We start from the raw sequence: 22,052 nt of genomic DNA, 5'->3' as shown, positions 1-22,052 counted from the left end.
AGTGGGGGCTTCTTTTAGAAATCCTGGAAATTGACCTGTTAACGAATTGTAGCTTTGCGCGAATATGAGGATGGGCTTGGGATCGTCGAGCCGAGAGGATCGGCCGCGATCGCAAGAGTTCGACGTGCGGCAAATCAAGATCGTGCGTCGGGGGCCATTGATGATGACGAAGGTGGTCCGATGCCATCGAACTCCTCCTGGCTCTGTTTCGATTGCCGCAGGGCGTCGCGTCGTCCGACGTTCGATCCTGGCTCGGTCGTGTGTCCCGGATGTGGAAGGAGTATGGTCTGCCTGGGGACGAAAACACCCGTCCCGCCGAGGCAAGCTCTCCGGACATGGCGTTATCTACGGCTTTGCATCATGCAACTCCGTCGCGATTCACTGGAACGCCGCGTCAAAAATCGAGTCCGCACACGACATTGGCTCGAACGAAAAATTTCGGAACTGGAATTGAAAGCGCCTTGCAAAGCGCGCGACCGTACTCTCCGAAGCCTTCGCGGGAAACTGAAAGAAATCTGAAATCAACTCGCTCACGAGTTGCTATATTCGCCAGGCATTCTCGATCGCCCCGCTAACGCCTTCGACCCGCGACAGCCTCGGTATGGACCGGCCCTGGGAAGGGGCGGTGGAGTTCCCCACGAGAGCGAGAGAGTCGATCCGTTTCTTGGACCGGTCCGGACATCCATCAAGCAACCAGGAAGCCGTGATGAAACATCGATTCACGCTCGAATATTGGCAAGATGGTGATTGGTATGTCGGGCGACTCGTCGAGGTTCCGGGAGTGTTCAGCCAGGGTAATACGCTGGATGAACTGGACGAGAATATCCAGGAAGCATATGAGTTGATGATCACTCAGGACCGTCTGCCCGCGCCGGAGTCGGCCAGCCGCCGGCCGGTGGAATTGGAGGTATGAAGCGTCTGGACCTGATCCGAGAGCTGGAACAAGGCGGATGTGTGTTGCACCGCCACGGCAAGCGTCATGATATTTACCGGAACCCCGCCGGCGGGCAGCAAGCACCGGTGCCACGGCATCGGGAGGTCGCCGAGACACTCTGCTCGATCATCCGGCGTCAACTCGGGCTAGACGATCGAGAGGATCGTTGAACGCTTAACCCGCGAGGACTTTCGACCCGCAGAGGACATCGTAGGCGATCGGACCCCGGAAGGGGTGGTCGAGGTAGTGGCGGGCGAACCAGGCGGAGGAGAGGGCCTTCCACTTCCGGAGGGCCAGGCCGTCCCAGTCGAAGGTGGCGGCGATCCGGTCGCGGTCGGCCAGGGTCTCGCGGATGGCGTCCTCTCCCTGCGCGAGGGTCCGCTCGACGATGGCGAAGGTGGCGTCGGCGTCATCGCCGGGGCAGAACCTGGCCCCGGCGAAGCTCTCGAAGACGCTCCGGGTCACGGCCAGGTCGGTCAGGAAGACCGGGGTCCCCGAGGCCAGCCCTTCCAGGATCGGGATCCCGAACGCTTCGAACTCGGAGAGCAGGAAGACGGCGCGACTCTCGGCGTAGGACTGACGCAATTCGGATTCGGACACATAACCTTTCAGCAGGCAAGCATGTCTCAATTCGTGCGGGATCCGTTCGAGGGCCCGGTCGCTGCCGTTGCCGATGACCACCAGCTTCATGTCGGGCCAGCGTTCCAGGATCCTCGGGAGGATCGCCAGGATCCGGTCGAACCGCTTCCGGGGCTCGGCGAGGTCGCCGACGAAGAGGAGGTGGGGCTTCCGTTCGAGCGGGCCGGGGCGGTACTCGCCGGGGTTGGAGCCCAGGGGGACGTTCAGGCAGTTGTTCCGACCGTGGGTCTGGGCCTGGACGACCTGGCGTTCCCAGGTGGAGTCGCAGAGGACCGCATCGGCCCGGCGGGCCGTCCGATGGTGGACGTCGTCGGTGTTGTGCGAGACCTCGTCCGACATCGGGACCGTCCAGAGCGGCTGGTAGTGCGGGGTGTAGACGAGGGCCCGGTTGCCGATCTCGCGGAGGACCACCCCGTTGGTCGCCGAGTTGGCCCAGCAGAGGGTCTCGACCGCGTCCCAGACGGTCCGGCGGAGCTGGATCGGCAAGGTCGCGCTGAAGGAGTCGAGCGATCGGGGCGAGGTCAGGCTCGGCCCGATGTGGACCGGGATCTCGTGGCGTCGGCCGAAGTCCACGACGAGGTCGAGGTTCTTCGGGTAGAGGTCATCGATGGCGATCTCGAAGTCCACCCGCTCCCGGAGCCGGGCGGTCAGCTCGAAGAAGGCCCGGCCGATCCCCGAGTACATCTGGTTGCTCGACGAGAGGACCGAGAGGACCCGCATCTTCGGGCCGGCGGCGACGGGCAGGAGCCGCCTGGCCACCGGAGGGGCGGGGAGTTCGGCGGGTTCACGTCGAGGGATCGGGAAATGGGGCGCCATCGGGCGGCTCCGCTCGGCTCGGGGTTCGGATCGGGATGGATCGGGTCGGGCGATTCAGGACCGGGAGATGTGCTCGGCCTCGTGCCCGTGGAATCGGACCGAGGGGTCGGCCTGGTCCGGGCTCGCCCCGGCTTCTTCGCGTTTCAGCAGGGTATCGACGTGCTCCTCCAGGACCGCGAGGCGCCGGACCATCGCCACGTAATCCCACCCGAAGGCGATCGTCGACGAGAGCCGGGCGGCCTGTTCTTCCTGCCGACGGCGGAGGTCGTCGACCTGGTGGCGGATCTCTCGGGACTCGTGCTCGGCGACGTCGAGCCGGTGGCAGAGGCTCGTCAGGATCTCGACGAGCCGCCGAGAGGGGGGCAGCAGGACCTTGCGGACCTGGCGACGGACCCAGAGCTTGAGCCGGGATAGTCCGGGCTCGGGATCGCAGCCGGTGTTATAGAATGCCAGATGGTCCATCGCGACTCGATCCCCTTATGCGTTAGGCCGGCGACCTTTCGATCGGGCCATGGCCCTTAATTATCCTGATCATCGGTGGAATTGGCGTCTTCACTTGAATCGTCGCTTCGCTCAAGCCGCGGGAATGGCCTCATGAATGAAGACACGGGTGAGCTTCTCGGCCAGAAGGGCCATGCGATACGCCTCGTCGCCGGAGCCCGCGCCATCGCGATCCCGTCCGGCGGCCAAGGTCAACGCCCGCTCGATCGAGGGCAGGATCCGGTCGAGGTGGAAATCTCGACCGATCACCGAGGCGGCCCGGCGGGCGATCGGCCCCAGGTCGACCTCGCCCGAGAGGATCGCGGCCAGGGCGTCGGCGAAGGCGTCGGGGTTGCGGTCGGCCTTGAGGCAGTGGACGCCGTGGACGGCCCACTCGGCGTTGCCTCCGAGCTGGGACATGAGCGGGACGCAGCCCCTCCAGCTGGCCTCCAGGGGGGCGAAGGCGAAGGGCTCGCGGTGCCAGGTGGGGAAGGCGAAGACGTCGTAGGTCGAATAGAGCCGGGCCAGCTCGGATTGCGGTCTCGAACCCGGGAAGAAAAAGTGCCGATCCAGGCCGCGGGTCCGGGCCAACGCGGGCCAGTAAGGGTCCTCGACCTTGCCGTAGCAGTCGATCGTGAAGTCCCTGAACCCTCGGTCGAGGAGCCGCGCGGAGGCCTCGATCAGGTGGTCGACCCCCTTGTTCCGGTTGATCTGGCCGGCGGCCATGACCCGGAGCGTCCGGCCCGGCTTGTAGTAGCCGGCCCGGGGCTCGGGCGGCCGGCCGACGACCCAGTTGGGGACCACGTCGACGTCGGGCCGTAGCCGGATCCCGCCGGCCTCGATCTCGTCGACCAGCTGGCGGGAGCAGGCCAGGTAGCGGCCGTCGAGCTGCCGGTCCAGCTCGCGAAGGAGCGGCTCGACGACCCGGCCGGAAAGCCGGCAGAGGGCGACCGGCACGTCGTCCATCAGGTGCCAGAGCCAGGGGATCCTGAGGTGCTGGAGGGCGCCCATCAGCCCCAGCCCGCCGACCCCGACGATCATCCAGACGTAGGCGACGTCGGGTCGGAACTCGTCGATCGCTCGGGTTAACGCATGAACATTGAAGGCGCTGATGAGCGACGACTCGGCCTGGAGCAGGTGTGCGGTGATCGGCCGGCTGTGCTGGAACATGTAATCATTCCAGACTTCGCTGAGGTGAAGCGACCGGTCGACGTGGGGCTCGTGGGGGGCCGGGGTCCTCGGTGCCGAGGTCAGGACGCGGAGGTCATGCCCTCGGGCGCGGAGGGCGTCGACCACCTGCTTGCAGCCCAGCTCGTAGCCCCCGATCACGTCGGGCGGGTAGAGGTTGCTGAGGACCAGGATCTTCACTGGGCCAGTCTCCGGCGACCTTCACGAGTCGGGGGCATGGTCAACAATTCAGGCGCAGGCGGCTTCCTGGACGAGCACCTTGGTGAGCTTCTCGGCCAGCAGGGCCATCCGGTAGGCTTCGGCCGAGGTCCCCGCGCCGGCCCGGGACCGACCGGCCACGGAGGTCAGGGCTTGCTCGATCCTGGGGACCTGGGCGTCGAGGTGGAAATCCCGCCCGATCACCGCGGCGGCCCGGCGGGCGATCGGCCCCAGGTCGACCGAGCCGTCGAGGATCGCCACGAGCGAGTCGGCGAAGGCGTCGGGGTTGCGGTCGGCCTTGAGGCAGTGGACGCCGTGGACGGCCCACTCGGCGTTGCCTCCGAGCTGGGACATGAGCGGGACGCAGCCCCTCCAGCTGGCCTCCAGGGGGGCGAAGGCGAAGGGCTCGCGGTGCCAGGTGGGGAAGGCGAAGACGTCGTAGGTCGAATAGAGCCGGGCCAGCTCGGATTGCGGTCTCGAACCCGGGAACTTGACGTGGCCATCCAGCCCGAGGCGGCGGACCAGGGTCGGGAAGGCCGGATCCTCGACGTTCCCGTAGATGTCGACGGCGAGGTTCTCGAACCCTCGGGCCCGGACTTTCGCGGCGGCCTCGATCAGGATATCGACACCCTTGTGCGGGGCGATCTGTCCGGCCGCGATGATCCGGAGCGTCTCGCCCGGCTTGTAGTGGTCGGCCCGGGGCTCGGGCGGCCGGCCGACGACCCAGTTGGGGACCACGTCGACGTCGGGCCGGAGCCGGATCCCGCCGGCCTCGATCTCGTCGACGAGCTGGCGGGAGCAGGCCAGGTAGCGGCCGTCGAGCTGCCGGTCCAGCTCGCGCAGGAGCGGCTCGATGATCCGGCCTCCGGGACGGCAGAGGGCGACCGGCACGTCGTCCATCAGGTGCCAGAGCCAGGGGACCCGGAGGTGCTGGAGGGCGCCCATCAGCCCCAGCCCGCCGACCCCGACGATCATCCAGACGTAGGCGACGTCGGGTCGGAACTCGTCGATCGCCCGGGTCAACGCATGAACATTGAAGGCGCTGACGCCCGTGGCCTCGGCCTGCATCAGCCGGTTGGTCACCTGGTGGTTGGCGTCCAGGACGTAGCGGTTGCTGTTCCAGACCTCGCTGAGCTTGAAGACTCGCTGGACGTGGGGCTCGTGGGGGGCCGGGGTCCTGGGCGCGATCGTCAGGACGCGGAGGTCGTGCCCTCGGTCCCGGAGGGCGTCGACCACCTGCTTGCAGCCCAGCTCGTAGCCCCCGATCACGTCGGGCGGGTAGAGGTTGCTGAGGACCAGGATCTTCAAGCGGCCACCTCCCGGGCGTTGGAGATCAGCGGTTCGTAGACGTCGACGATCCGGGACCCCGCGATCCGGTAGTCGTATTCGACGTCGACCTGGCGACGGGCCTGGCGGCCGAGTCGCTCGACGAGGTCCGGGTCGTTCGCGAGCCGCCTGAGGCGGTCGGTGAGCATCGGCGGGTCGTCGAAGACGAAGCCGGTCTCGCCGTCCAGGACATATTCGGGCATGCCGGCCACGTTCGAGCAGATGGCCGGCGTCCCGCAGGCCATCGCCTCCAGGAGGGTGAAGCCCATCAGCTCGGGGCAGAGGTGGGTCTGGCCGTAGTAGTCGCGGTAGACCGAGGGGAGGACGTTGACCCAGGCCCGACGGTAGAGATCCAGGATCTCATGATCATCTGCGTCGGTGATGAAGGTGACGTCCTTGCCGGCGGCGAGCCCCTTGAGGACCTCGAAGTATTCGGGCAGGTACGGTCGACCGCAGACGGTCAGGGGAAGCTCGGGGGGCAGGGCGGTGATGAGCTGGTCGATCCCCTTGTGGGGCAGGAGCCGGCCCACGAAGAGGATGCGATCGCGCGGGACTCGCTGGCGAGGGGGCGTGAAGTGGGCCCCGTCGACGCCCCCCTTGATGACCGTGATCGGCGTGCTGGTCCGGTAGAGGGCGGCCCCGAACTTCGAGTTCGAGATGATGTGGTCGGCCAGTTCGAGGCTGCCGATCGATGTCCCGAGGCTGCTGGTCGTCCCGCCGTGATCGGTCACGACGATCGGCTTGCCCTGCTGCTTGGCGACGAGGTAGGCGACCTCGGAGCATCGGGTGTAAGCCTGGTGGACGTGGACGAGGTCGGCGTCGGCGATGGCCGAGGGGAGTTCCCAAGAAACCACGTCGAGCGGGTTCCGCGGGGGGCGGGCCGCGGCCAGGACCCGGACCGTCAGGCCCGGGGCCAGCTGGTGGCTCCTCGATTCCGGTCCGAAGGAGATCAGGTCGACCGAGTAGGCCCCGCCGGTGCTCTCGACGATCCCTCGCGAGAGGTTCAGCGGATAGCGTTCGCCCCCGCCGATATACGACTCGTCGCTGAAGTACATGGGGGTCAGGCAGGCGATCTTCGGCACGGCTGGGGCTCCGTCTCCCACGGACCTCGGTATCCTTCCGCATGCCCGGCCCGGGGGGGGAGTTCCCGGCCTGGCACTGGGGCCTCCTTGCCCCGTCTTCGCCGAAGCAAGGCCCGTCGGAACGGGTCGGCGCCGGCGTTGTAACAGAGCTTCCCGGAAGGGTCAAGGTCGGACGGATCGGCCCGGATCGGTCGGAATAAGCCGCCCGCCGGGAACGTTCGCGTCCCATAATTAGGATGGGGCCTTCGCCCCGGATTGCCGACTCCCCGAAATCGAACGGTCGAGGCCCCGCCCGATGCGCCGAAGATTCTGGAGCCCCGAGGTCGGGATTGGCCTGGGGATCTGGCTCTACTTGATGGTCGTCGGGCGGAGCCGCCTGTTCCGCGATCCGGGGAGCTTCTGGCACAAGGTCGTCGGCCGCCGGATCCTCGACGGGGCGGGATTCTTCGCCACCGACCCCTTCAGCTTCACCCAGGACGGGCGGCCCTGGATCGCTCAGCAGTGGCTCGGGGAATGTGCGATGGCGGTGGTCGACCGACTGTCCGGGCTCGACGGGCTCCTGCTGGGGACGGTCACGATCCTGGCGGTCCTCTACGCGTGGATGGCCCATCGACTGCTCCGAGGCGGGCTGGGCTGGCTCCCGTCGACGGTCCTGGTGCTGGTGGGCGTGGGGACCTCGGCGATCCATTTCCACGTCCGGCCGATGATCGCGACGATCTTCGCCTTCGGGCTGACCTGCGCCTGGCTGGTCGACGTCGATTCGGGCCGTCGGCCGACGCGGTGGCTCTGGTGGCTCGTGCCGGTCTTCCTGATCTGGACCAACACCCACGGGGGCGTCCTCGGCGGCCTGGCGACGCTGGCCCTCGCGGTCGGGGGCTGGTGGCTGCTCGGGCTGGCGGGCCGGGACTCGCCGGCATCGAGCCTCGGGCGTGGCATCGAACTGGGCTCGATCGTCGGGGCGTGCGGGCTGACCTTCCTGGTGAATCCTTACGGCGTCCGGATGCCGGCCTCCTGGGTGGAGATCATGGCCTCGCCGGTCATCCCCCGGATGATCATCGAACACGCGCCGCCCCGGGCCGACGACCCGGCCACATGGATGATCGGTGGATTAGGGTTGATTTATGGGATCGCGCTGGTCGGTGTGCCGGTCCGTCGATGGCGCGTGACCTGGCTGATCGCCCCGATCTGGCTGGCCCTGACGATATCGAGGGTCCGCAACGCACCGCTCTTCGGGGTCGCCGCCCTGGTGGGCCTGGCGGACATCATCCCGGAGTCCCGCCTGGGCGACTGGCTGGGGCGACCGGGGCGGGATCTATTCCGGCGACCGAGGGTGGGCGTCGTCCGAGGGATCGACCTTTCCTGGATCGGGCCGGCGGTTCTGGTCGCGGTCGCGTTGGGCTTGCAGATCGCCGGGGCTCGCGTGCCGGTCCTCGGCCGAGGGTGGGCGGGTCTCGACCCGGGTTACTGGCCGGTCGAGTTGCTTCCCGAACTCCGGAAGACCACCGAAGGCGGGGCCCGTCCTCACTTCTTCAATGAGGACATTCTGGGCGGATTCCTGATCGATCAGGTCCCCGGGGCGCTGGTCTTCACCGACGACCGATGCGAGCTTTATGGGGACGACTGGCTGACCCGCTACGACCGGGCGGAGCGCGATCCCGAGGCCCTGATGCGCTGGCTTTCGGAGTACCGGGTGGACGACGCGCTGGTCCGGACGGGCTCGGGTTACGACCGGGCCTTCCGGGGACGACCGGGTTGGGCGATCGTCCGGGAGGCCGGACCGGCCACGCTCTATCGGAGGATCGAATCTCCCGCGCGGGGCCTCGCCGGGCGATCGGATTGATCGGCCGATGGGCGAGGGCCGATCGACCCTCGCCCATCCACCAATGGTCATGAGATCAGGCCCGGCGGGCGACCTCGTTGCCGGACTTCTCGGGGACCTCGGGCGACTGCCAGTCGAACCAGGCGGGGTTGAACTCGATCCGGCGCTTCTGACGCATGGCGATGTTGCTGGTCAGGGCGATCACGGCGTCGGCCAGGGCGACCTCGCCCCGGCACTTGGGCTGGTGCTCGGTGTCCTCGTGGTAGTTCGAGGCGTTCCCGTGCCGGATGCAGTAGGCGAAGTGCTCGAGCTCTTCGCGGTAGCCCCGCGATGGGTCGGCCGTGGCGATGGCCCCGTAGCTGGCGGCGGCCGACGGCCCGGCGGCGCTCGGGCTGGCCTCGACCACCGGCTTGCCGCCGGCCTTGGTCTCGACCGTCACGTTGGTCGTCTTCGGGGTCCCCAGGCCCGGCTTCCAGGTGTTCCGGTCGATCTCCTTGTAGAGTAGGATCTCCTTCTCCCCCTCGACGATCATCGTCCCTCGTGAGCCCATCAGCTCTTCGCCATAGGTTTCGAACGCGTTGGTGTTGATCGAAGAGTAGGTGACGACCGTGTGGTCGTTGCCCGACTCGGTCTTGCCGGGGAACTCGAAGTTGACGAAGACGTGGTCGTCGACCTCGCGGCCGTCGGTGTAGAAGAAGGTCCCGCCGATCCCGGTGACGGCCAGGGGGTGCTTCTTGCCGAGGAAGATCGAGCAGGCGTCGAGCTGGTGGCTGCCCAGTTCGGCCATCAGGCCGGCGCCGGTCCGGTCGTAGAGCCTCCAGCAGATCAGCTCTTCGAGGCTCTTGTAGCCATACTTGGCGAAGTCGACCTTCTCGTCGGCCAGCGGGGTCGGCTTCTTCCAGCTGTCGAAGTAGAGGACGTGGCCGTTCTTGTCCTTCTTGTAGACCGGGTTGCCCTGCTCGTCGTAGACGAGCTTGCCGTCGCTGTCCTTCTCGATCTGCGGGCAGGCGTTGTTCCGGTGCCAGAGGGCGCGGATGGCCCGGATCTCGCCGAGGTGCCCTTCCTGGACCAGGTAGTTGGCGTTGTCGTAGAGCGCCGAGTAGTGCCGCTGGTGGCCGATGGCCAGGAGCTTGTTCTTGTCGTGGGCGACCTTGACCATCTCCTTGCATTCGCCGATGTTGTGGGCCATCAGCTTCTCGCAGAAGACGTGCTTGCCGGCGTTCATGGCCTTGATGGCGATCGGCGCGTGGAGCCAGAGCGGCAGCGCGATGACGACCATCTCGACGTCGGCGTCGGCGAGCATCGCATCGACGTCCTCGTACTTCTTCAGGCCCTTGACGTCCTCGGGGGTGTAATCCTTGTGGGCCGAGAATTCCTTGACCGCCCGCTCCGCCTGCGAGGGGCGGATGTCGCAGTAGCCGATGTAGTTGACGTAGTCCCGGTTGTGGTACCGGATCATGGCCTGGCAGCCTTCGTCGCCGGTGCCGATGATCGCGGCCCGGACGGGCTTCTGGTCGCCCATCGACTGATAGCCGAAGTAGAAGGCGCCCAGGGCGGGGGCGGCGGCGGCCGCCTTGATGAAGTCGCGGCGGGTCGAGCCGATCACCTCGTTGGCGTTGGCACGTCCCAGGGCTCGCTGCTCGGGGGTCAGGTTCAGCATCGGTCACTCCGTGTCAGCGGGATTTGAATTTCCTACGATCCTGGGGCGCGGGGCGTTCGGGCGGCTGCGATTCTTCGAGGAGCTCGCGGCGACGACGGCCCCGGCCGATCCAGCCGAAGAGCAGCGCATCGACGCCGATCCAGAGGCCGTTGGGCGTGCTGGCCAGGACCAGGCAGGCCAGCATCTCGATCAGGTTCTTGTTGACGTATCGGTAGTGCCCCTCGGTGATCCCCTCGGGGAGCCCCGGCCAGGGGGGCATGCTCAGGTAGAAGCTCAGCAGGTATGCCGCGCCGCCCAGGGCGGCCAGGGGGGTGAACAGCCCGGCCATCAGGCAGAACCCGACGATGGTCAGGCCCCACATCGTGGCCAGGTCGATCTTCTGGAGCTGGTCCAGCGGGGGGACGTAGTCGCCGGCTTCCTTCTGCTGCTCCGGCGTGGCGATCTTGGCCAGGTTGTCGCGGAGGGCGACCGTCCAGGTCTCGATCTCCTTGGCCAGCGCCTTGCGGTCGGCCTCGACGGCCTTGCGGTCGGCCCGGGCGACTTCGAGCTGATACGAGAGGGCCCTCGGGTTGTTCTCGACGGCCTCGATCTCGGCCAGCTCGTCGAGGTACTTCTTGACCCTCTCGCCGTTCTCGACCGCCTTGAACCAGTCCTCGGCGGCGTGCCGGCTGTCGTCCAGGGCCTTGACGGCCGAGGCTCGCTGGGCCTCGTCGAAGCCGTAATGGTCGGCGATCCGCTTCTGGTCGGCCGACCAGAACGCCTGGAGCTTGTCGAGGTCGAGCCTGTCCCGGCTGTCGACGTCGGGGACCAGGGTCCGGAACTGGCGGGCGAGCGGCCCGGAGGCGTTCCGGAGGTAGCCCTCCGACGTGAACGGCGGGCCTTCGGGGATCGGGAAGATCTTGCCCAGGATCGACGCCTGGCCCTGGGGGGTCGAGAGGATCTTCTGGGTCCCTTCATAGAGGAAGTGCCAGCCGATCGCGATCCTCAGGGCGACCAGGAACAGGGCGCCGAAGAACCCGGGATAGTAGCGTCGAGGGGCGGCCAGGGGACTCCTCCTTCTTCAATTCGCGGGGCGTTCGCCGATCGGTTCACCTCGGCCGGGGCCGGGGTGTGTAGTCGGCGGTGGTCAGGTTCAGGGCCTCGACCCTCGGGGGGTATCCGGGGTCGGGCCGGGTCACGAACAGGGCCCCGACGTCGGGTCGGCTCGCCAGGAGCGGGGCCGACCCCTCGGGGCCGAGCAGGTAGAAGGCGGTCGAAAGCGCGTCGGCCTCGGCGGCGGTCGGGGCCAGGACGGTCACCGAGGCCGGGCCGTCGCTTGGCGGTTCGCCGGTCCTCGGGTCGAGGATATGCCCGAAGACCCGGCCCCCGGCCTCGAACTGCTGGAAGCTCGATCCCGAGGTCCCCATCCCCCGATTCCGGAGGTGGATCGTCCCGAGCGGGTGGTCGGGGTGGAACGGATTCCGGAGCGCGACCTGCCAGCGACCGCCGAAGTCGTCGGGGGGGGACCCCAGGGCGTAGAGGCTCGACCGTCCGCCGTGGATCAGGGCGGTCGTCGGCCACCAGTGGCCTCGGATCACGTCGGCGGCCCGGTCGATGGCGTACCCCTTGCCGATGCTCCCCAGGTTGATCACGACCCCGGGCCGGTCGAAGGCGACGGTCTGGCGCTCGGGGTCGAGCTTCAGGAGCCCCGATCCGGTCCGCTCGCGGGCTTCGGCCAGGGCTGCGGCGTCGGGGACTCGCCTCGGCCCTCGGGTGAACCCCCAGGCCATCGAGAGCGCCCCGGCGGTCACGTCGTAGGCCCCGCCGGTGGCCCGGCCGAGCTCCATGGCTTTTTGGAGCAGGCGGAACAGTCCGTCTTCCACCTCGACCGGCCCGAGATGGGCCGAGGCATTGAGCCGGCTGACTTCGGACTCGTCGTTGTAAACGGTAAGCTGGGCTTCGAGTTCCTCGACCACGTCCAGGGCCCGGGTCGCCAGGTCGACCGCTCCGGGGACGCCGACGCCGAGGCGGACCTCGAAGTAAGATCCCATCAGCGAACGGCTGGCGTTGATCAGCGAGTACGACCCGTTGATCGGCGCGGTCGGGCTGACCGGAGATGGGGCCGAGGGCCGTCGGCGAAACAGGTCACGCCGGCTCACCGGTCGCCTTGGGGTGCCATGTTCAACGCCGTCCGGGACCATGGCTCGGCCATCCAGGGAACGAGGGACGATCGGCAAGGCACGAATCGGCCGGGGGCGGGGCGGCCGTCAGGGCGGGTCGAGCGTCGGGACGCTCATCAATCGAGTATATCGTTTCTCCCGGCCTGGAAAAGGGTCTGGTGATTTCCCGAGACCTGGCGGTCGCTTGCGCGATGGGATTCGAGATGCCCGAATGGACCCGCTTCGAGGTCGATCGTCGCCCCTCGCACTCCAGGGCGGCACTTCGGAAACGATCGGCTTCCCACGCGGCGGAGCCGCTTTGGAGTGCGGGAGCTTGCTTCCGCTTTCGGCCCCGGAGATTGCTCCGGGAATCGGAGACGCCTCGAGCCGTATCCGGCGGAGCAAGCTCCGCCCCGGCAAAGCGTGAGCAAGCTCCCGCACTCCAAAGCCTCCGGCGGCTCCGCCCGCCCGGCTCAGGTCGTGTAATCGGCGTTGAGCCGGATGTACTCGGCGGTGAGGTCGCAGGTCCAGAACCGGATGGCGGCGTCGCCGTGGTTGAGGACCAGCCGGATGTGTGTCTCTCGATTGGCCCGGAGGTGGGCCGAGGTAGCCGCATCATCGAAGGGCAGGGGGACCCCATCCTTGTAGAGGTGGACCTCGTTGAGCCAGAGCGAGAGGTCGGGCTCGTCGAAGGGGACCCCGGCGTAGCCCGCCGCCGAGACGATCCGGCCCCAGTTGGGGTCGGCCCCGTGTATGGCAGTTTTGACCAGCGGGCTGTCGGCAACGGCTCGCGCGATGGCCCGGGCATCGTCGCGGTTCCGGGCCCCTTCCACGTCGATCGTGATCAGGTGGGTGGCCCCTTCGCCGTCGTCGGGGATCATCCGGGCCAGGGTGATGCAGGCCTCGGTGATCATCCCGGCGAGGGCCTCGACGTCCTCGACCTCCGAGGCCCCGTTGGCCAGGGCCAGGACAGTGTCGTTGGTGCTCATGTGCCCCTCGACCGAGATGCAGTTGAACGAGTCCTCGACGGCCTCCTTCAGGATCGAGTGGAGGACGTCGGGGCTCACCTTGGCGTCGGTCAGCAGGAAGCCGAGCATCGTGGCCATGTTCGGCCCGATCATCGCCGCCCCCTTGGCCATCCCGAGCAGGGTGACGGTCTTGCCCTGGATGGTCTTTTGCAGGGAGACGACCTTGGGCCGGGAGTCGGTGGTCATGATGGCGTGCGAGGCGTCATGGAAGCTGGAGGTTTCGGCGTTGGCCTCGTCGATCGCCAGGCGAAGTCCGGCCTCGACACGGGGCATGGGCAACTGGTGGCCGATCACGCCGGTCGAGGCCACGAGGATCTGGTCGGTCCGACAACCCAGGACCGCCGCCGCCCCCGACGCCGTGGCCTTGGCATTATCGAGCCCCTGCTGGCCGGTCGCCGCGTTGGCATTCCCCGCGTTGATGACGACCCCCCGGATCGAGTCCGAGGGCAAGAGCGCCCGGTCCCAGTGGACCGGGGCGGCGGCTACCCGGTTGGTGGTGAACGTCCCGGCGGCCGAGCACTCGCGGTCGGAGACCAGGACGGCCATGTCCAGCCCCCCCGAGGGCTTGATCCCCGCGCGGACGCCGGAGGCCCGGAAACCCTGGGGAAGTGAGAGGGGGCTGGTCGAGTCGGTCATCGGGGCCTCTATCGTTGCTTGCGGATTGGGGGACTGCCGTCGAAGTCGCCCTTGGCGTCCTTCAGGGAATCGATTTTCAGGGCTTCGATGATGATGTCAAGCTTGCGTTCCAGTTCGTCCAGGCGACGTGCCTGATCGGACACTGGATCGGAGGCGGGAGGTTCGGGGGCCGGTTGCAACAGTGGAGGCTCGGTCGGCCCTTTCGATGCGGGCGATTCCTGCCCGATTGGATGGGTTGCATCTTCCTTCGGACTTGCCACCAGATCGTCGGGAGTCAGCCGAATATAGATTGCCGCCATTCCATTCCGGTCGAGCAACCTGTGAATCGACTCGGGGACCGCGTATTGGCCGGCCTTTTCGTTGGGATCGGCGAAGTTGCAGACGCCCGCCACATATCCATCGATCGTGAACAGGCCGCCGCCGGACCGGCCTTGCTTCGGCTGGATGGCGCACTTGATCGTGGCGAGATCCTGCTTCGTCGAACTGTTGGTCATCCTGACCCGGGGGTCGAGGATCATTGTGTCCCAGGCGGTCGCGTCGCGGCCATTTGAGCAACCGACCGTGTACATCTTCATCCCCTTGCGCGGCTCCCAGTCGGGAGGGACGACGCGAGAAGCGGCCAGTACCCGCCCCGGCCTGATCCGGATCAGGCCGACATCATTGGTGAGGTCGTAGTCGATGGCCTCGCCGCGGATATCCTTCTCCGAGCAATGGACGGTCGCAGGCTGATTTCCGGTGATTTCTCCGTCGAAGAGGTCGACCGTGATCGGCACGCGGAAATCCTTCGGGGCCGGTAGGGTCTGGCCCTTGACCCGGAAGTGATGGGCACAGGTGAGGATGATCGACTCCTCGGGCGTGCTCATGATGACCGTCCCGGACCCGAAGCCCCACTCCGTCTCGCTCAAGTGGAACTTGATCCGGACTACGGTTTCCCAGGGCTTCGGGAGATCCTGATAGGTACCTCTGAACGTGTCAAGTGTTGCCCGTGGTTCGACGGCGGATTTGTTACAATGACGCGGCTCGGTGAAGCGGAGTCAGGCTCTGCGGGGACGCAACCGGACGAGGAATAACCGGGCCGACGGTGCGCCGAGGCGCACGAGGCCCCTGGCCGGCCCCGGTCGTCCAGGGGTCGCTTGTCCTTCCAGCCCGCTTCGGACACCGGAGCCATGCCTCGGAAAATCCCGGGGGTGCGGGGGCAGAGCCCCCGGGGATCGATGCCGCCCACGCCCCGGCGGTCACGGGACGAGAGACGATGCGCCCCAACCAATCAACACAATCCTACTCCTGATATCTAAAAGAAGATCTCATTTCCGCCGCCCCGCCGGGCGGCCAGTCTCGCCTGAGTTCGCTGGCTCTTGCTCGCCCTTCTTCCGGCCTCGATCCTCGGCCGGCTCTGCTCCAGAATCGGCCGACTTCCCCTGGTACAGCCCCCGGACGAAATCCCCTAGTTCTCGCTCCGCGAGCATCCGACGCTCGCCGGCGGGCAGGCTCTCAGGCGCCGTCACGGGAGGCAGTTGGGCCGACCGGTAGACCTCCGCCAGGCCCGATCCGGCCTTGGCCCGGGGCGATGCCTGTGTTCCCTCAGCCGCCTGCGTGCCGGCCCCCTGGAGCTTGGCGAACTTCTCGCGCATCAGCTCCGGCCTGGCGTAGCGGTACGGCTCGTTGTTCTTGAGCATCAGGTAGGCGATCGTCACCAGCTTGCGGGCCACCGCCGTGATCGCTACCGCGCGGCTCTTCCGCTTGGAGAGCCGGCGGAAGAACGCCCCGATCGGGCCGGGGTGGCGGCTGGCGTGCTGGGCCGCCTGGGTCAGCAGGCCGCGGGCCTGGGGGCTGCCCGACTTGGTGATCGGCCCGTGGTAGCACTTGCGGCCCGACTGCCTCGTCGAGGGGACTAGCCCCAGGTAGCTGGCGGCGTGGTCGCCATCGCGGAATCGGCCGATGTCGCCCAGCGCCGAGAGCAGACCCAGGGCGACCACGTAGTTCACCCCGGGGATGGTCATCAGGAGCTGGACCCGCTTCTCTTTCCGAGCGGACTCGGCCAATTCCTTGTCGATCTCGGCGAGCTCGCCGTCGATCAGGGCGATCTGCCTGAGCCTCGCTGTCGCGGGCCAGTCGAGCATGGGCGGGCAGGTCGAGGGCCTTCAGCCAGGCCATCCCGGTCTTGGTCCAGAGGACCTTGCAGGGGGGCTGAAGCAGCAGGCGAGCGAGCAGGCACTGGACGCGGTTCTTGGCCCGCGACCTCTGGGTCATCAAGGCGGCGCGGTGGGTGAGCAGGCCGCGGAGTTGCTGGGTGTCCTGGTCGGGCTGCCAGACGGTGGGCAGGTAGTCGCAGCGTAGGAGCTGGGCGAGGACCTCGGCGTCGACCTTGTCGGTCTTGACCTTGGCCTCGGCGATGGCGCGAGTCTTGAGCGGGTTGCCGACGACGACGCGGGCCACGAAGGGGCGGAGGACGTCGACGACGGCCCAGGTGTTGGTGGTGGCCTCCAGGGCGATGTGGTCGGTCTTGGTGAGCTGGGCCCGGGCGAACGCCTCCAGCTCCTGTCGCAGGCAGCCGGTGCGGCCGCGGTAGGCGACCTTGCCCTTGTCATCGAGGGCGCAGACTTCGATGAACTGCTTGTGGAGGTCGAGGCCGACGTATCGATCCATTGCCATGCCTCCGTCGAGACCGGGCGTGGGCGGGTGCAGCTCGCGGGAGCGAGCCAAGTGGGCCGAACGGCACTTACCTCTTCGAGCTCGTGGCTCAACCGGGTGGGCCGCGGGGTGGTCAGTTAAAAAACCGGGCTCGAAGCCCATATCTATCATCGACCGGCCCCGAGGTGAACGGCCCGCCCCATGCCCGGACGGCATTCGATCGTATCCGCTTCACCCCGTCCCGAATCCGGTATCCCTAGATATAAGCCGGAGTGCCAGGACGTTGCAAGCGGGAGGAGCGGTGTTTGGTCACCGCCCTGCTAACGTTCATACCCGATAAAAACAGGCTCTTCCGGCCTGTCATCGTTCGTCCGCTCCCTCAGCGGTTGGGGATTGTCCACGGCCTGGTACTCGTTCGATATTATGGTTTCCACTTGGGCCTTGGTCCGATTCTCGTTGTAGAACGCCGCGATCTTCGCCGGGCCTTCGAGGGCCCCGATCCGTGCGATCTCCTGGCCCACGCCATCGACCAGGAGGATGGTCGGATAAGCATGAACTTGATATTGGTTAGCCATCTTCATTCCGGGTGAAGGCCCATCGGAATGAATGACGGCCTCATACGACTTGATCGGGTAACCGGCTCGGGTCAGGGCCGCCATGTCCTGGTGATTTTTGAGGCCCACGACGGATTGAGTCTCGAAGAATTCGAGCAGGTAGGGAAAGCCCCGCCCGTCGGCGGGAGGCGGGATCGCATTGGCCTTGTCGGTCTCGCTTTTCGGCTCGATTGCCCGGGCTGGCGTTTCCGGGGCCGACTCTCCGGTCGGCACGTCATTCGGCCAGAATCCTTGTCCGGTCGTCGATACGACCATTCCCCCGGCCATGACCAGGGCGACCGCTCCGAGTTTCAGCTTCGTCATGAGCATCCCTTTCGATGACGTCTGGATCAGGGCCAGGACGGCGGGGCCGATCGTCCCGGCGATCGGGCCTCCGGTGGAGATGGTGGCGGCGGCCCTGGCGGTCGCGATGACCAGGGGGCCGGGGGCCGAGATCGGGGGGATCACGCCGAGGGCTCCGGGGGTCAGACCTCGACGGGTCAGGCGGTCTCGGAGCTTTTCCCTGCCGCGAGCCAGTCGGCTCTGGAGGGTCCCGACCGGCCAGCCGAGTTGGTGGGCGGCCTCCTGCTGGGTCAGGCTTTCGAGGTGGCAGAGGACCACCGCCGAACGGTAACGATCCGGGAGCCGGGCAATCTCCTCGTGGATGGCTCGCGCGAGGTCGTCGCGGTCGGGCTGGCGGGGTTGGTAGGATTCCGGCCTGGCACTGATCCGCTCGTGCCGAGCCCGCCGGATCCCGGCGGATCGATGGTCGGAGGCCGTCCGATAGGCGACGGCGTGGAGCCAGGGGCCGATCGAGTCTCGGACCCAGAGCGACCGGGCTTTGCGGGCCAGGATCAGGAAGGTCGCCTGGAAGGCATCATGGGCCGAGTGCTCGTCCCGGAGGACCGACCGGGCGACCCGGAGGACCATCGAGCCGTGCCGCTCGACCAGCGCGGCGAAGGCCAGTTCCGACGGCTCGCCGGGTCGGTTCGAGAACCGTTCGAGCAACTGACCGTCGGAAAGCTGGCCGGTCGCCCCGAGGCTGAACAGGGTCCGGAGGTGTCGGTCTCGGGTCGCGGGGTGTCCGTTGCTCACGAGGGCCGGTCTCCGGGAAGGCGTCCTTGTTCCCGGTGTAATGGGGCGAGCGGGGCGGGTTATTCCGGATTTCTCGGATTCCTGACTCCCTCTCCCCTCGGGAGAGGGCTGGGGTGAGGGTCTTCGATCGACCTCGGGCCCTCATCCTCGGCGTTGAAGTCCCAGGCGAAGCGATACACCCTCACCCGGCCTTCGGCCACCCTCTCCCGGGGGGAGAGGGAGGGAAATTCATTGATGCGAGGGGCCAGCCTCACTGGGCGGTGTACCCGCCATCGACCAGGATCGTGGCCCCGGTGACGAAGCTGGACGCCTCGGAGGCCAGGAAGACGGCGACCGGGCCGAGCTCGACCGGGTCGGCCCATCGGCCCTGGGGGACCTTGGCTTGCATGGCCTCTCGCATGGCGGGGTCTTCGAGCAGGGGCTTGTTGATCTCGGTGGCGAACGGGCCGGGGCAGAGGGCGTTGACGTTGATCCCCTCCTTGGCCCACTCCAGGGCGAGGGTCCGGGTCATCAGGGTCAGGCCCCCCTTGCTGGAGCAATACGGGGTCCGGTCGGCCAGCCCGACCTCGCCGAGGGTGCTCGAGACGTTGATAACCCGGCCCCACTTCTGACGCCTCATCGGCTCGGCGGCGGCCCGGCAGCAGAGCCAGGGACCTTTGAGGTTGGTGGCGATCACCTGGTCGAACTCGGACTCTTCGAGCTGCTGGATCGGGCGCCGGATGTTGATCCCCGCGTTGTTCACCAGGATGTCGAGCCGGTCGTAAGTGTCGAGGACCTTCGCGACCATCGCCTTGACCTCGGCGTCCCTGGCCACATCGGCGCCGATCCCGAGGGTCTTGGTCCCTTCGAGACCCGCAACCTCTCGCGCGGCGGCCTCGGCCTTCGAGGCGTCCCGGCCGGTCAGGGCGACCGTCGCCCCCGCCGAGGCCAATGCTTCGGCCATCGCCCGCCCCAGGCCCTTCGTCCCGCCGGTCACCAGGGCCACCTTGCCGTCGAGCCGGAACCGATCGAGTACACCCATCGCGAGAACCCTCCAGGCGACCATCCGTCGAGACGCATCCGAACCGGACGGCCAGCGTAACCCATGGCCTGGGCGGTCTCCAGGGTCGCGCGAAGATGTGACAGTCCCGGTGGAAACGTCGACCATCCGGCCTGGCGCGATCCCGGTCTTTCTGTCGATCACGTGGGATTTTCGGTGCCTTGCGTAGGGTTCGTAAGTTGTAGGCAAACCTTGCGTTTTGGCGACTTTGGAGACTTGGGAGATTTGGAGAAACATCCTGAAGCGATGGGTCGGACACGGCCGAAGAAGACTCATGAGTTTGGCTGGTCCGATCGGGGAGCGGAGCTCGCCGCCGGTTCAGCATGAAAGACGTCAGTCGGAGTGTTGCCTTGGAGCGTCTGACGATGCATAAACTTCTCACGGTATCACTCATGTCCCTCTTTTTGGGGACGTGGGCGACCGCGCACCCGGCGGGGGCGGCCAGTTATGCTGGCGGTGCCTCTCATCGATGCTGCCCCGTGCCCCAGGATTGTGGCGGGCACACGGAATATGTCCTCCAGCGCCAGACGGTGCTGAGGCAGGTCTGCGAGACCATTTACGAGTCCAAGCCGGTCACCTACGAGCGGGAGGTTTCGGAAACCACCCTGGTGCCGCGGACCGTAACCACGTTCAAGACCGTGGCCGAGCAGCACGTCCGCGACGTGCCGTACACGGTCCAGCGCCCCGTCTACAAGACGGTCATGCGCGAGCAGCAGTACACCGTCCAGCGTCCGGTCTCCCGGACGATCTACAAGGACGTGACCTATACCGTCGCGCGGCCGGTCCGCGAGACCCACATGGAAACCCGGTCGTACACCGTGAGCCGCCCGGTTCGCGAGACGACCATGAAGTCGCACGTCTACACCGTCGCGAGGCCGGTCCGCGAGACCAGCTACAAGGACGTGACCTACTCGGTCTGCCGGCCGGTCCAGGAGACGGTCATGAAGTCGGTCCCGTACACGGTCTGCCGGCCGGTGTATGAGACGGGCTACAAGAACGTCTGCTATACGGTCTGCAAGCCGGTCCAGCGGACGGCCTACCGGTCGGTCCCGCACACGGTCAGCGTCCCGGTCCAATCGACCGTGATGCAGGCTCAGTCCTACACGCAGATGGTCCCGGTCAAGCAGTGCGCGTACAAGCAGGTCGCCTACACGGTGAGCCGGCCCGTCCGCGAGACCGTCATGAAAGAGTGCCGATACACCGTCCAGACCCCGGTCCGTCGGACCGTGATGAAGACGGTGTCCTACACGGTCTGCAAGCCGGTCCGCGAGACGGTCCTCAAGGAGTGCCGCTACACGGTCTGCAAGCCGGTCCAGACGACCTCCTATCGGACGGTCTGCGAGACCGCCTACCAGACGGTCACCGAGACCGCCAGCAAGGAGATCTGCGAGACGGTCTGCGTCCCCCGGACGGTCTGCAAGCAGGTCTGCCGCGAAGTCACCGAGATGGTCAGCCGTCAGGTGTACGTCCCCGGCAAGACCATCTGCAAGGACGGCTGCGTCTACCAGTGCCCCGGGACATACGTCACCGAGACCGTCCCGTGCAAGCGGACGATCAACGAGACCGTCTCCGAGGTGATCTACGAGCGGCAGACGATCCGCAAGTCGGTCCCGATCACGGTCTGCCGGAAGGTGCCCTACACGGTCACCAGGCAGATCCCGGTGACGACCTGCACGATGGTCCCCGAGGTGATGGTCAAGCAGGTGCCGGTCACCACCTGCCGGATGGTCTCCGAGGTGATGACCAAGCAAGTCCCCGAGACGATCTGCGAGACGATCACCACCGAGGCCGTCAAGCAGGTCCCCGTCACCACCTGCCGGATGGTCGCCGAGACCTGCTACAAGACGGTCCCCTACACCGTCTGCGTGATGCAGCCCCGGACCTGCACCCGCCAGGTTCCGGTCTCCGTCACCAAGATGTGTCAGAAGACCGAGTATCGCCAGGAGCCCTACACCGTCACCGACATGGTGAAGGAGACGGCCGTCAAGCAGGTCCCCTTCACGACCTGCCGGATGGTCAAGGAAACCGCGGTCAAGCAGGTCCCGGTCACCGTCACCCGGATGGTCCGCGAGACCGCCGTCAAGCGAGTGCCGATCACGATCTGCCGGACGGTCTGCGAGCAGGTCGTCAAGCAGGTCCCCGTCACCACCTGCCGGATGGTCTCCGAGGTCCGGACCTGCCAGGTCCCGGTCACGACCTGCCGGATGGTCAACGAGACCTGCGTGAAGAAGGTCTGCGAGACGGTCTGCGAGACCGTCACCGAAGTCCGGACCCGTTGCGTGCCCGAGACGATCTGCGAGATGCAGACGGTCCAGTGCGTCAAGAAGGTCTGCGAGACCGTCTGCCGCCAGGTCCCCTGCACGACGACTGTCTGCGACCCCGTCACCACCACCCGACGGGTCACCGAGTGCAAGATGGTCTGCCAGCCCCGGACGGTCACCCGCCAGGTGCCGGTCGAGGTCTGCGTCAAGGTCCCCGTCGTCGTCAACTGCCCGACCGAGGTCCTCCCTTCGTCGCAGAGCGTCCTGGCGACCGCCCAGACCGCGGCCATCGTGCCGATGGACGGCGCCCACCGTCGCCACCCGATGCTCGGCCGCCTCTTTCATTGATCTGACCGCCGCGAAGGCCCAGGGATGGGCCGGCGATCAGGCCAGCCAAACCGAGCGGACGTCTCCCGAGAGGATCGGGGGACGTCCGTTTTTTCGATATCCGGGAGTCAACCGCGATTTTCGGGAATCACGATGGACACG

18 protein-coding genes and 1 pseudogene are annotated in these 22,052 nt (G+C 67.1%); 5 read left to right on the top strand and 14 right to left on the bottom strand.

Features of this window, described 5'->3' with window-relative positions; genetic code table 11:
• Nucleotides 1-706 precede the first annotated feature (706 nt).
• Both P12x_RS11915 and P12x_RS11910 read left to right on the top strand, forming a co-directional pair.
• The gene (locus P12x_RS11915; RefSeq protein ID WP_435011089.1) at nucleotides 707-913 is read left to right on the top strand and encodes a type II toxin-antitoxin system HicB family antitoxin; all 207 of its coding nucleotides are present in this window, start codon (nucleotides 707-709) and stop codon (nucleotides 911-913) included.
• Nucleotides 910-1,104, top strand: a complete 195-nt coding sequence (locus P12x_RS11910) for a type II toxin-antitoxin system HicA family toxin (protein WP_435011088.1) — start codon at nucleotides 910-912, stop codon at nucleotides 1,102-1,104. The genes P12x_RS11915 and P12x_RS11910 overlap by 4 nt, the downstream gene beginning before the upstream one ends.
• A 4-nt stretch (nucleotides 1,105-1,108) precedes the next feature.
• Here the strand turns inward: P12x_RS11910 and P12x_RS11905 are convergent, their stop codons facing one another.
• The 5 genes from P12x_RS11905 to P12x_RS11885 form a co-directional block, all read right to left on the bottom strand.
• Nucleotides 1,109-2,389, bottom strand: a complete 1,281-nt coding sequence (locus tag P12x_RS11905; RefSeq protein WP_435011087.1) for a glycosyltransferase family 4 protein — start codon at nucleotides 2,387-2,389, stop codon at nucleotides 1,109-1,111.
• Nucleotides 2,390-2,443: 54 nt separating this feature from the next.
• Nucleotides 2,444-2,851 (bottom strand): hypothetical protein, encoded by a 408-nt coding sequence (locus P12x_RS11900; RefSeq protein WP_435011086.1) that lies wholly within the window; start codon nucleotides 2,849-2,851, stop codon nucleotides 2,444-2,446.
• A 111-nt stretch (nucleotides 2,852-2,962) separates the two neighbouring features.
• Entirely contained in the window at nucleotides 2,963-4,237 is a 1,275-nt protein-coding gene (locus tag P12x_RS11895; RefSeq protein ID WP_435011085.1) for a glycosyltransferase family 4 protein, read from the bottom strand.
• 48 nt (nucleotides 4,238-4,285) lie between these two features.
• A complete protein-coding gene (locus P12x_RS11890; RefSeq protein ID WP_435011084.1) occupies nucleotides 4,286-5,563 on the bottom strand; it encodes a glycosyltransferase family 4 protein in 1,278 nt (425 codons plus the stop codon).
• The gene (locus P12x_RS11885; RefSeq protein ID WP_435011083.1) at nucleotides 5,560-6,663 is read right to left on the bottom strand and encodes a glycosyltransferase family 4 protein; all 1,104 of its coding nucleotides are present in this window, start codon (nucleotides 6,661-6,663) and stop codon (nucleotides 5,560-5,562) included. The genes P12x_RS11890 and P12x_RS11885 overlap by 4 nt, the downstream gene beginning before the upstream one ends.
• Before the next feature lie 295 nt (nucleotides 6,664-6,958).
• On the opposite strand from P12x_RS11885, the gene P12x_RS11880 reads away from it, so the two are divergent.
• The gene (locus P12x_RS11880) at nucleotides 6,959-8,503 is read left to right on the top strand and encodes a hypothetical protein (protein WP_435011082.1); all 1,545 of its coding nucleotides are present in this window, start codon (nucleotides 6,959-6,961) and stop codon (nucleotides 8,501-8,503) included.
• 55 nt (nucleotides 8,504-8,558) lie between these two features.
• Here the strand turns inward: P12x_RS11880 and P12x_RS11875 are convergent, their stop codons facing one another.
• Both P12x_RS11875 and P12x_RS11870 read right to left on the bottom strand, forming a co-directional pair.
• Nucleotides 8,559-10,142 carry a Gfo/Idh/MocA family protein gene (locus tag P12x_RS11875; protein WP_435011081.1) on the bottom strand — a complete coding sequence of 528 codons (1,584 nt, stop codon included), beginning with the start codon at nucleotides 10,140-10,142 and terminating at the stop codon, nucleotides 8,559-8,561.
• 13 nt (nucleotides 10,143-10,155) lie between these two features.
• Nucleotides 10,156-10,503: a hypothetical protein gene (locus P12x_RS11870; RefSeq protein WP_435011080.1), complete on the bottom strand. Its 348-nt coding sequence runs from the start codon at nucleotides 10,501-10,503 to the stop codon at nucleotides 10,156-10,158.
• A gap of 208 nt (nucleotides 10,504-10,711) precedes the next feature.
• On the opposite strand from P12x_RS11870, the gene P12x_RS11865 reads away from it, so the two are divergent.
• Complete coding sequence (locus tag P12x_RS11865) at nucleotides 10,712-10,864, top strand: hypothetical protein (protein ID WP_435011079.1); 153 nt, start codon at nucleotides 10,712-10,714, stop codon at nucleotides 10,862-10,864.
• Nucleotides 10,865-11,230: 366 nt separating this feature from the next.
• On the opposite strand, the gene P12x_RS11860 is transcribed toward P12x_RS11865, so the two are convergent.
• The 7 genes and pseudogenes from P12x_RS11860 to P12x_RS11830 form a co-directional block, all read right to left on the bottom strand.
• Nucleotides 11,231-12,280 carry an FAD:protein FMN transferase gene (locus P12x_RS11860; RefSeq protein ID WP_435011078.1) on the bottom strand — a complete coding sequence of 350 codons (1,050 nt, stop codon included), beginning with the start codon at nucleotides 12,278-12,280 and terminating at the stop codon, nucleotides 11,231-11,233.
• 473 nt (nucleotides 12,281-12,753) lie between these two features.
• Entirely contained in the window at nucleotides 12,754-13,944 is a 1,191-nt protein-coding gene (argJ, locus tag P12x_RS11855; RefSeq protein ID WP_435011077.1) for a bifunctional glutamate N-acetyltransferase/amino-acid acetyltransferase ArgJ, read from the bottom strand.
• Nucleotides 13,945-13,952: 8 nt separating this feature from the next.
• On the bottom strand, nucleotides 13,953-14,849 hold the full coding sequence (locus P12x_RS11850) for a S1 family peptidase (RefSeq protein WP_435011076.1): 897 nt from the start codon (nucleotides 14,847-14,849) through the stop codon (nucleotides 13,953-13,955).
• 399 nt (nucleotides 14,850-15,248) lie between these two features.
• Nucleotides 15,249-16,064 carry an IS110 family transposase gene (locus P12x_RS11845; protein WP_435011075.1) on the bottom strand — a complete coding sequence of 272 codons (816 nt, stop codon included), beginning with the start codon at nucleotides 16,062-16,064 and terminating at the stop codon, nucleotides 15,249-15,251.
• A 91-nt stretch (nucleotides 16,065-16,155) separates the two neighbouring features.
• Nucleotides 16,156-16,590: pseudogene (locus P12x_RS11840) on the bottom strand (IS110 family transposase); the annotation flags it as partial.
• A 305-nt stretch (nucleotides 16,591-16,895) separates the two neighbouring features.
• The gene (locus P12x_RS11835) at nucleotides 16,896-18,263 is read right to left on the bottom strand and encodes an RNA polymerase sigma factor (RefSeq protein ID WP_435011074.1); all 1,368 of its coding nucleotides are present in this window, start codon (nucleotides 18,261-18,263) and stop codon (nucleotides 16,896-16,898) included.
• Nucleotides 18,264-18,513: 250 nt separating this feature from the next.
• Nucleotides 18,514-19,284, bottom strand: a complete 771-nt coding sequence (locus P12x_RS11830; protein ID WP_435011073.1) for an SDR family NAD(P)-dependent oxidoreductase — start codon at nucleotides 19,282-19,284, stop codon at nucleotides 18,514-18,516.
• A 383-nt stretch (nucleotides 19,285-19,667) separates the two neighbouring features.
• Here P12x_RS11830 and P12x_RS11825 point away from each other — a divergent pair, with 383 nt between their 5' ends.
• Nucleotides 19,668-21,911 (top strand): hypothetical protein, encoded by a 2,244-nt coding sequence (locus P12x_RS11825; protein ID WP_435011072.1) that lies wholly within the window; start codon nucleotides 19,668-19,670, stop codon nucleotides 21,909-21,911.
• The last annotated feature ends 141 nt before the right edge of the window (nucleotides 21,912-22,052 follow it).

Source organism: Tundrisphaera lichenicola (assembly GCF_051175385.1).
Classification (GTDB): Bacteria; Planctomycetota; Planctomycetia; order Isosphaerales; family Isosphaeraceae; genus Tundrisphaera; species Tundrisphaera lichenicola.
This window is presented reverse-complemented; position numbering and strand designations above follow the sequence as displayed.

What these genes read in the sequence shown, in the direction of transcription:
- P12x_RS11845 (WP_435011075.1), bottom strand. Translation starts at nt 16,064, where the DNA reads ATGCTCGACTGGCCCGCGACAGCGAGGCTCAGGCAGATCGCCCTGATC.
- argJ (WP_435011077.1), bottom strand. Translation starts at nt 13,944, where the DNA reads ATGACCGACTCGACCAGCCCCCTCTCACTTCCCCAGGGTTTCCGGGCC.
- P12x_RS11830 (WP_435011073.1), bottom strand. Translation starts at nt 19,284, where the DNA reads ATGGGTGTACTCGATCGGTTCCGGCTCGACGGCAAGGTGGCCCTGGTG.
- P12x_RS11910 (WP_435011088.1), top strand. Translation starts at nt 910, where the DNA reads ATGAAGCGTCTGGACCTGATCCGAGAGCTGGAACAAGGCGGATGTGTG.
- P12x_RS11875 (WP_435011081.1), bottom strand. Translation starts at nt 10,142, where the DNA reads ATGCTGAACCTGACCCCCGAGCAGCGAGCCCTGGGACGTGCCAACGCC.
- P12x_RS11825 (WP_435011072.1), top strand. Translation starts at nt 19,668, where the DNA reads ATGCATAAACTTCTCACGGTATCACTCATGTCCCTCTTTTTGGGGACG.
- P12x_RS11900 (WP_435011086.1), bottom strand. Translation starts at nt 2,851, where the DNA reads ATGGACCATCTGGCATTCTATAACACCGGCTGCGATCCCGAGCCCGGA.
- P12x_RS11870 (WP_435011080.1), bottom strand. Translation starts at nt 10,503, where the DNA reads ATGTGGGGCCTGACCATCGTCGGGTTCTGCCTGATGGCCGGGCTGTTC.
- P12x_RS11915 (WP_435011089.1), top strand. Translation starts at nt 707, where the DNA reads ATGAAACATCGATTCACGCTCGAATATTGGCAAGATGGTGATTGGTAT.
- P12x_RS11880 (WP_435011082.1), top strand. Translation starts at nt 6,959, where the DNA reads ATGCGCCGAAGATTCTGGAGCCCCGAGGTCGGGATTGGCCTGGGGATC.
- P12x_RS11905 (WP_435011087.1), bottom strand. Translation starts at nt 2,389, where the DNA reads ATGGCGCCCCATTTCCCGATCCCTCGACGTGAACCCGCCGAACTCCCC.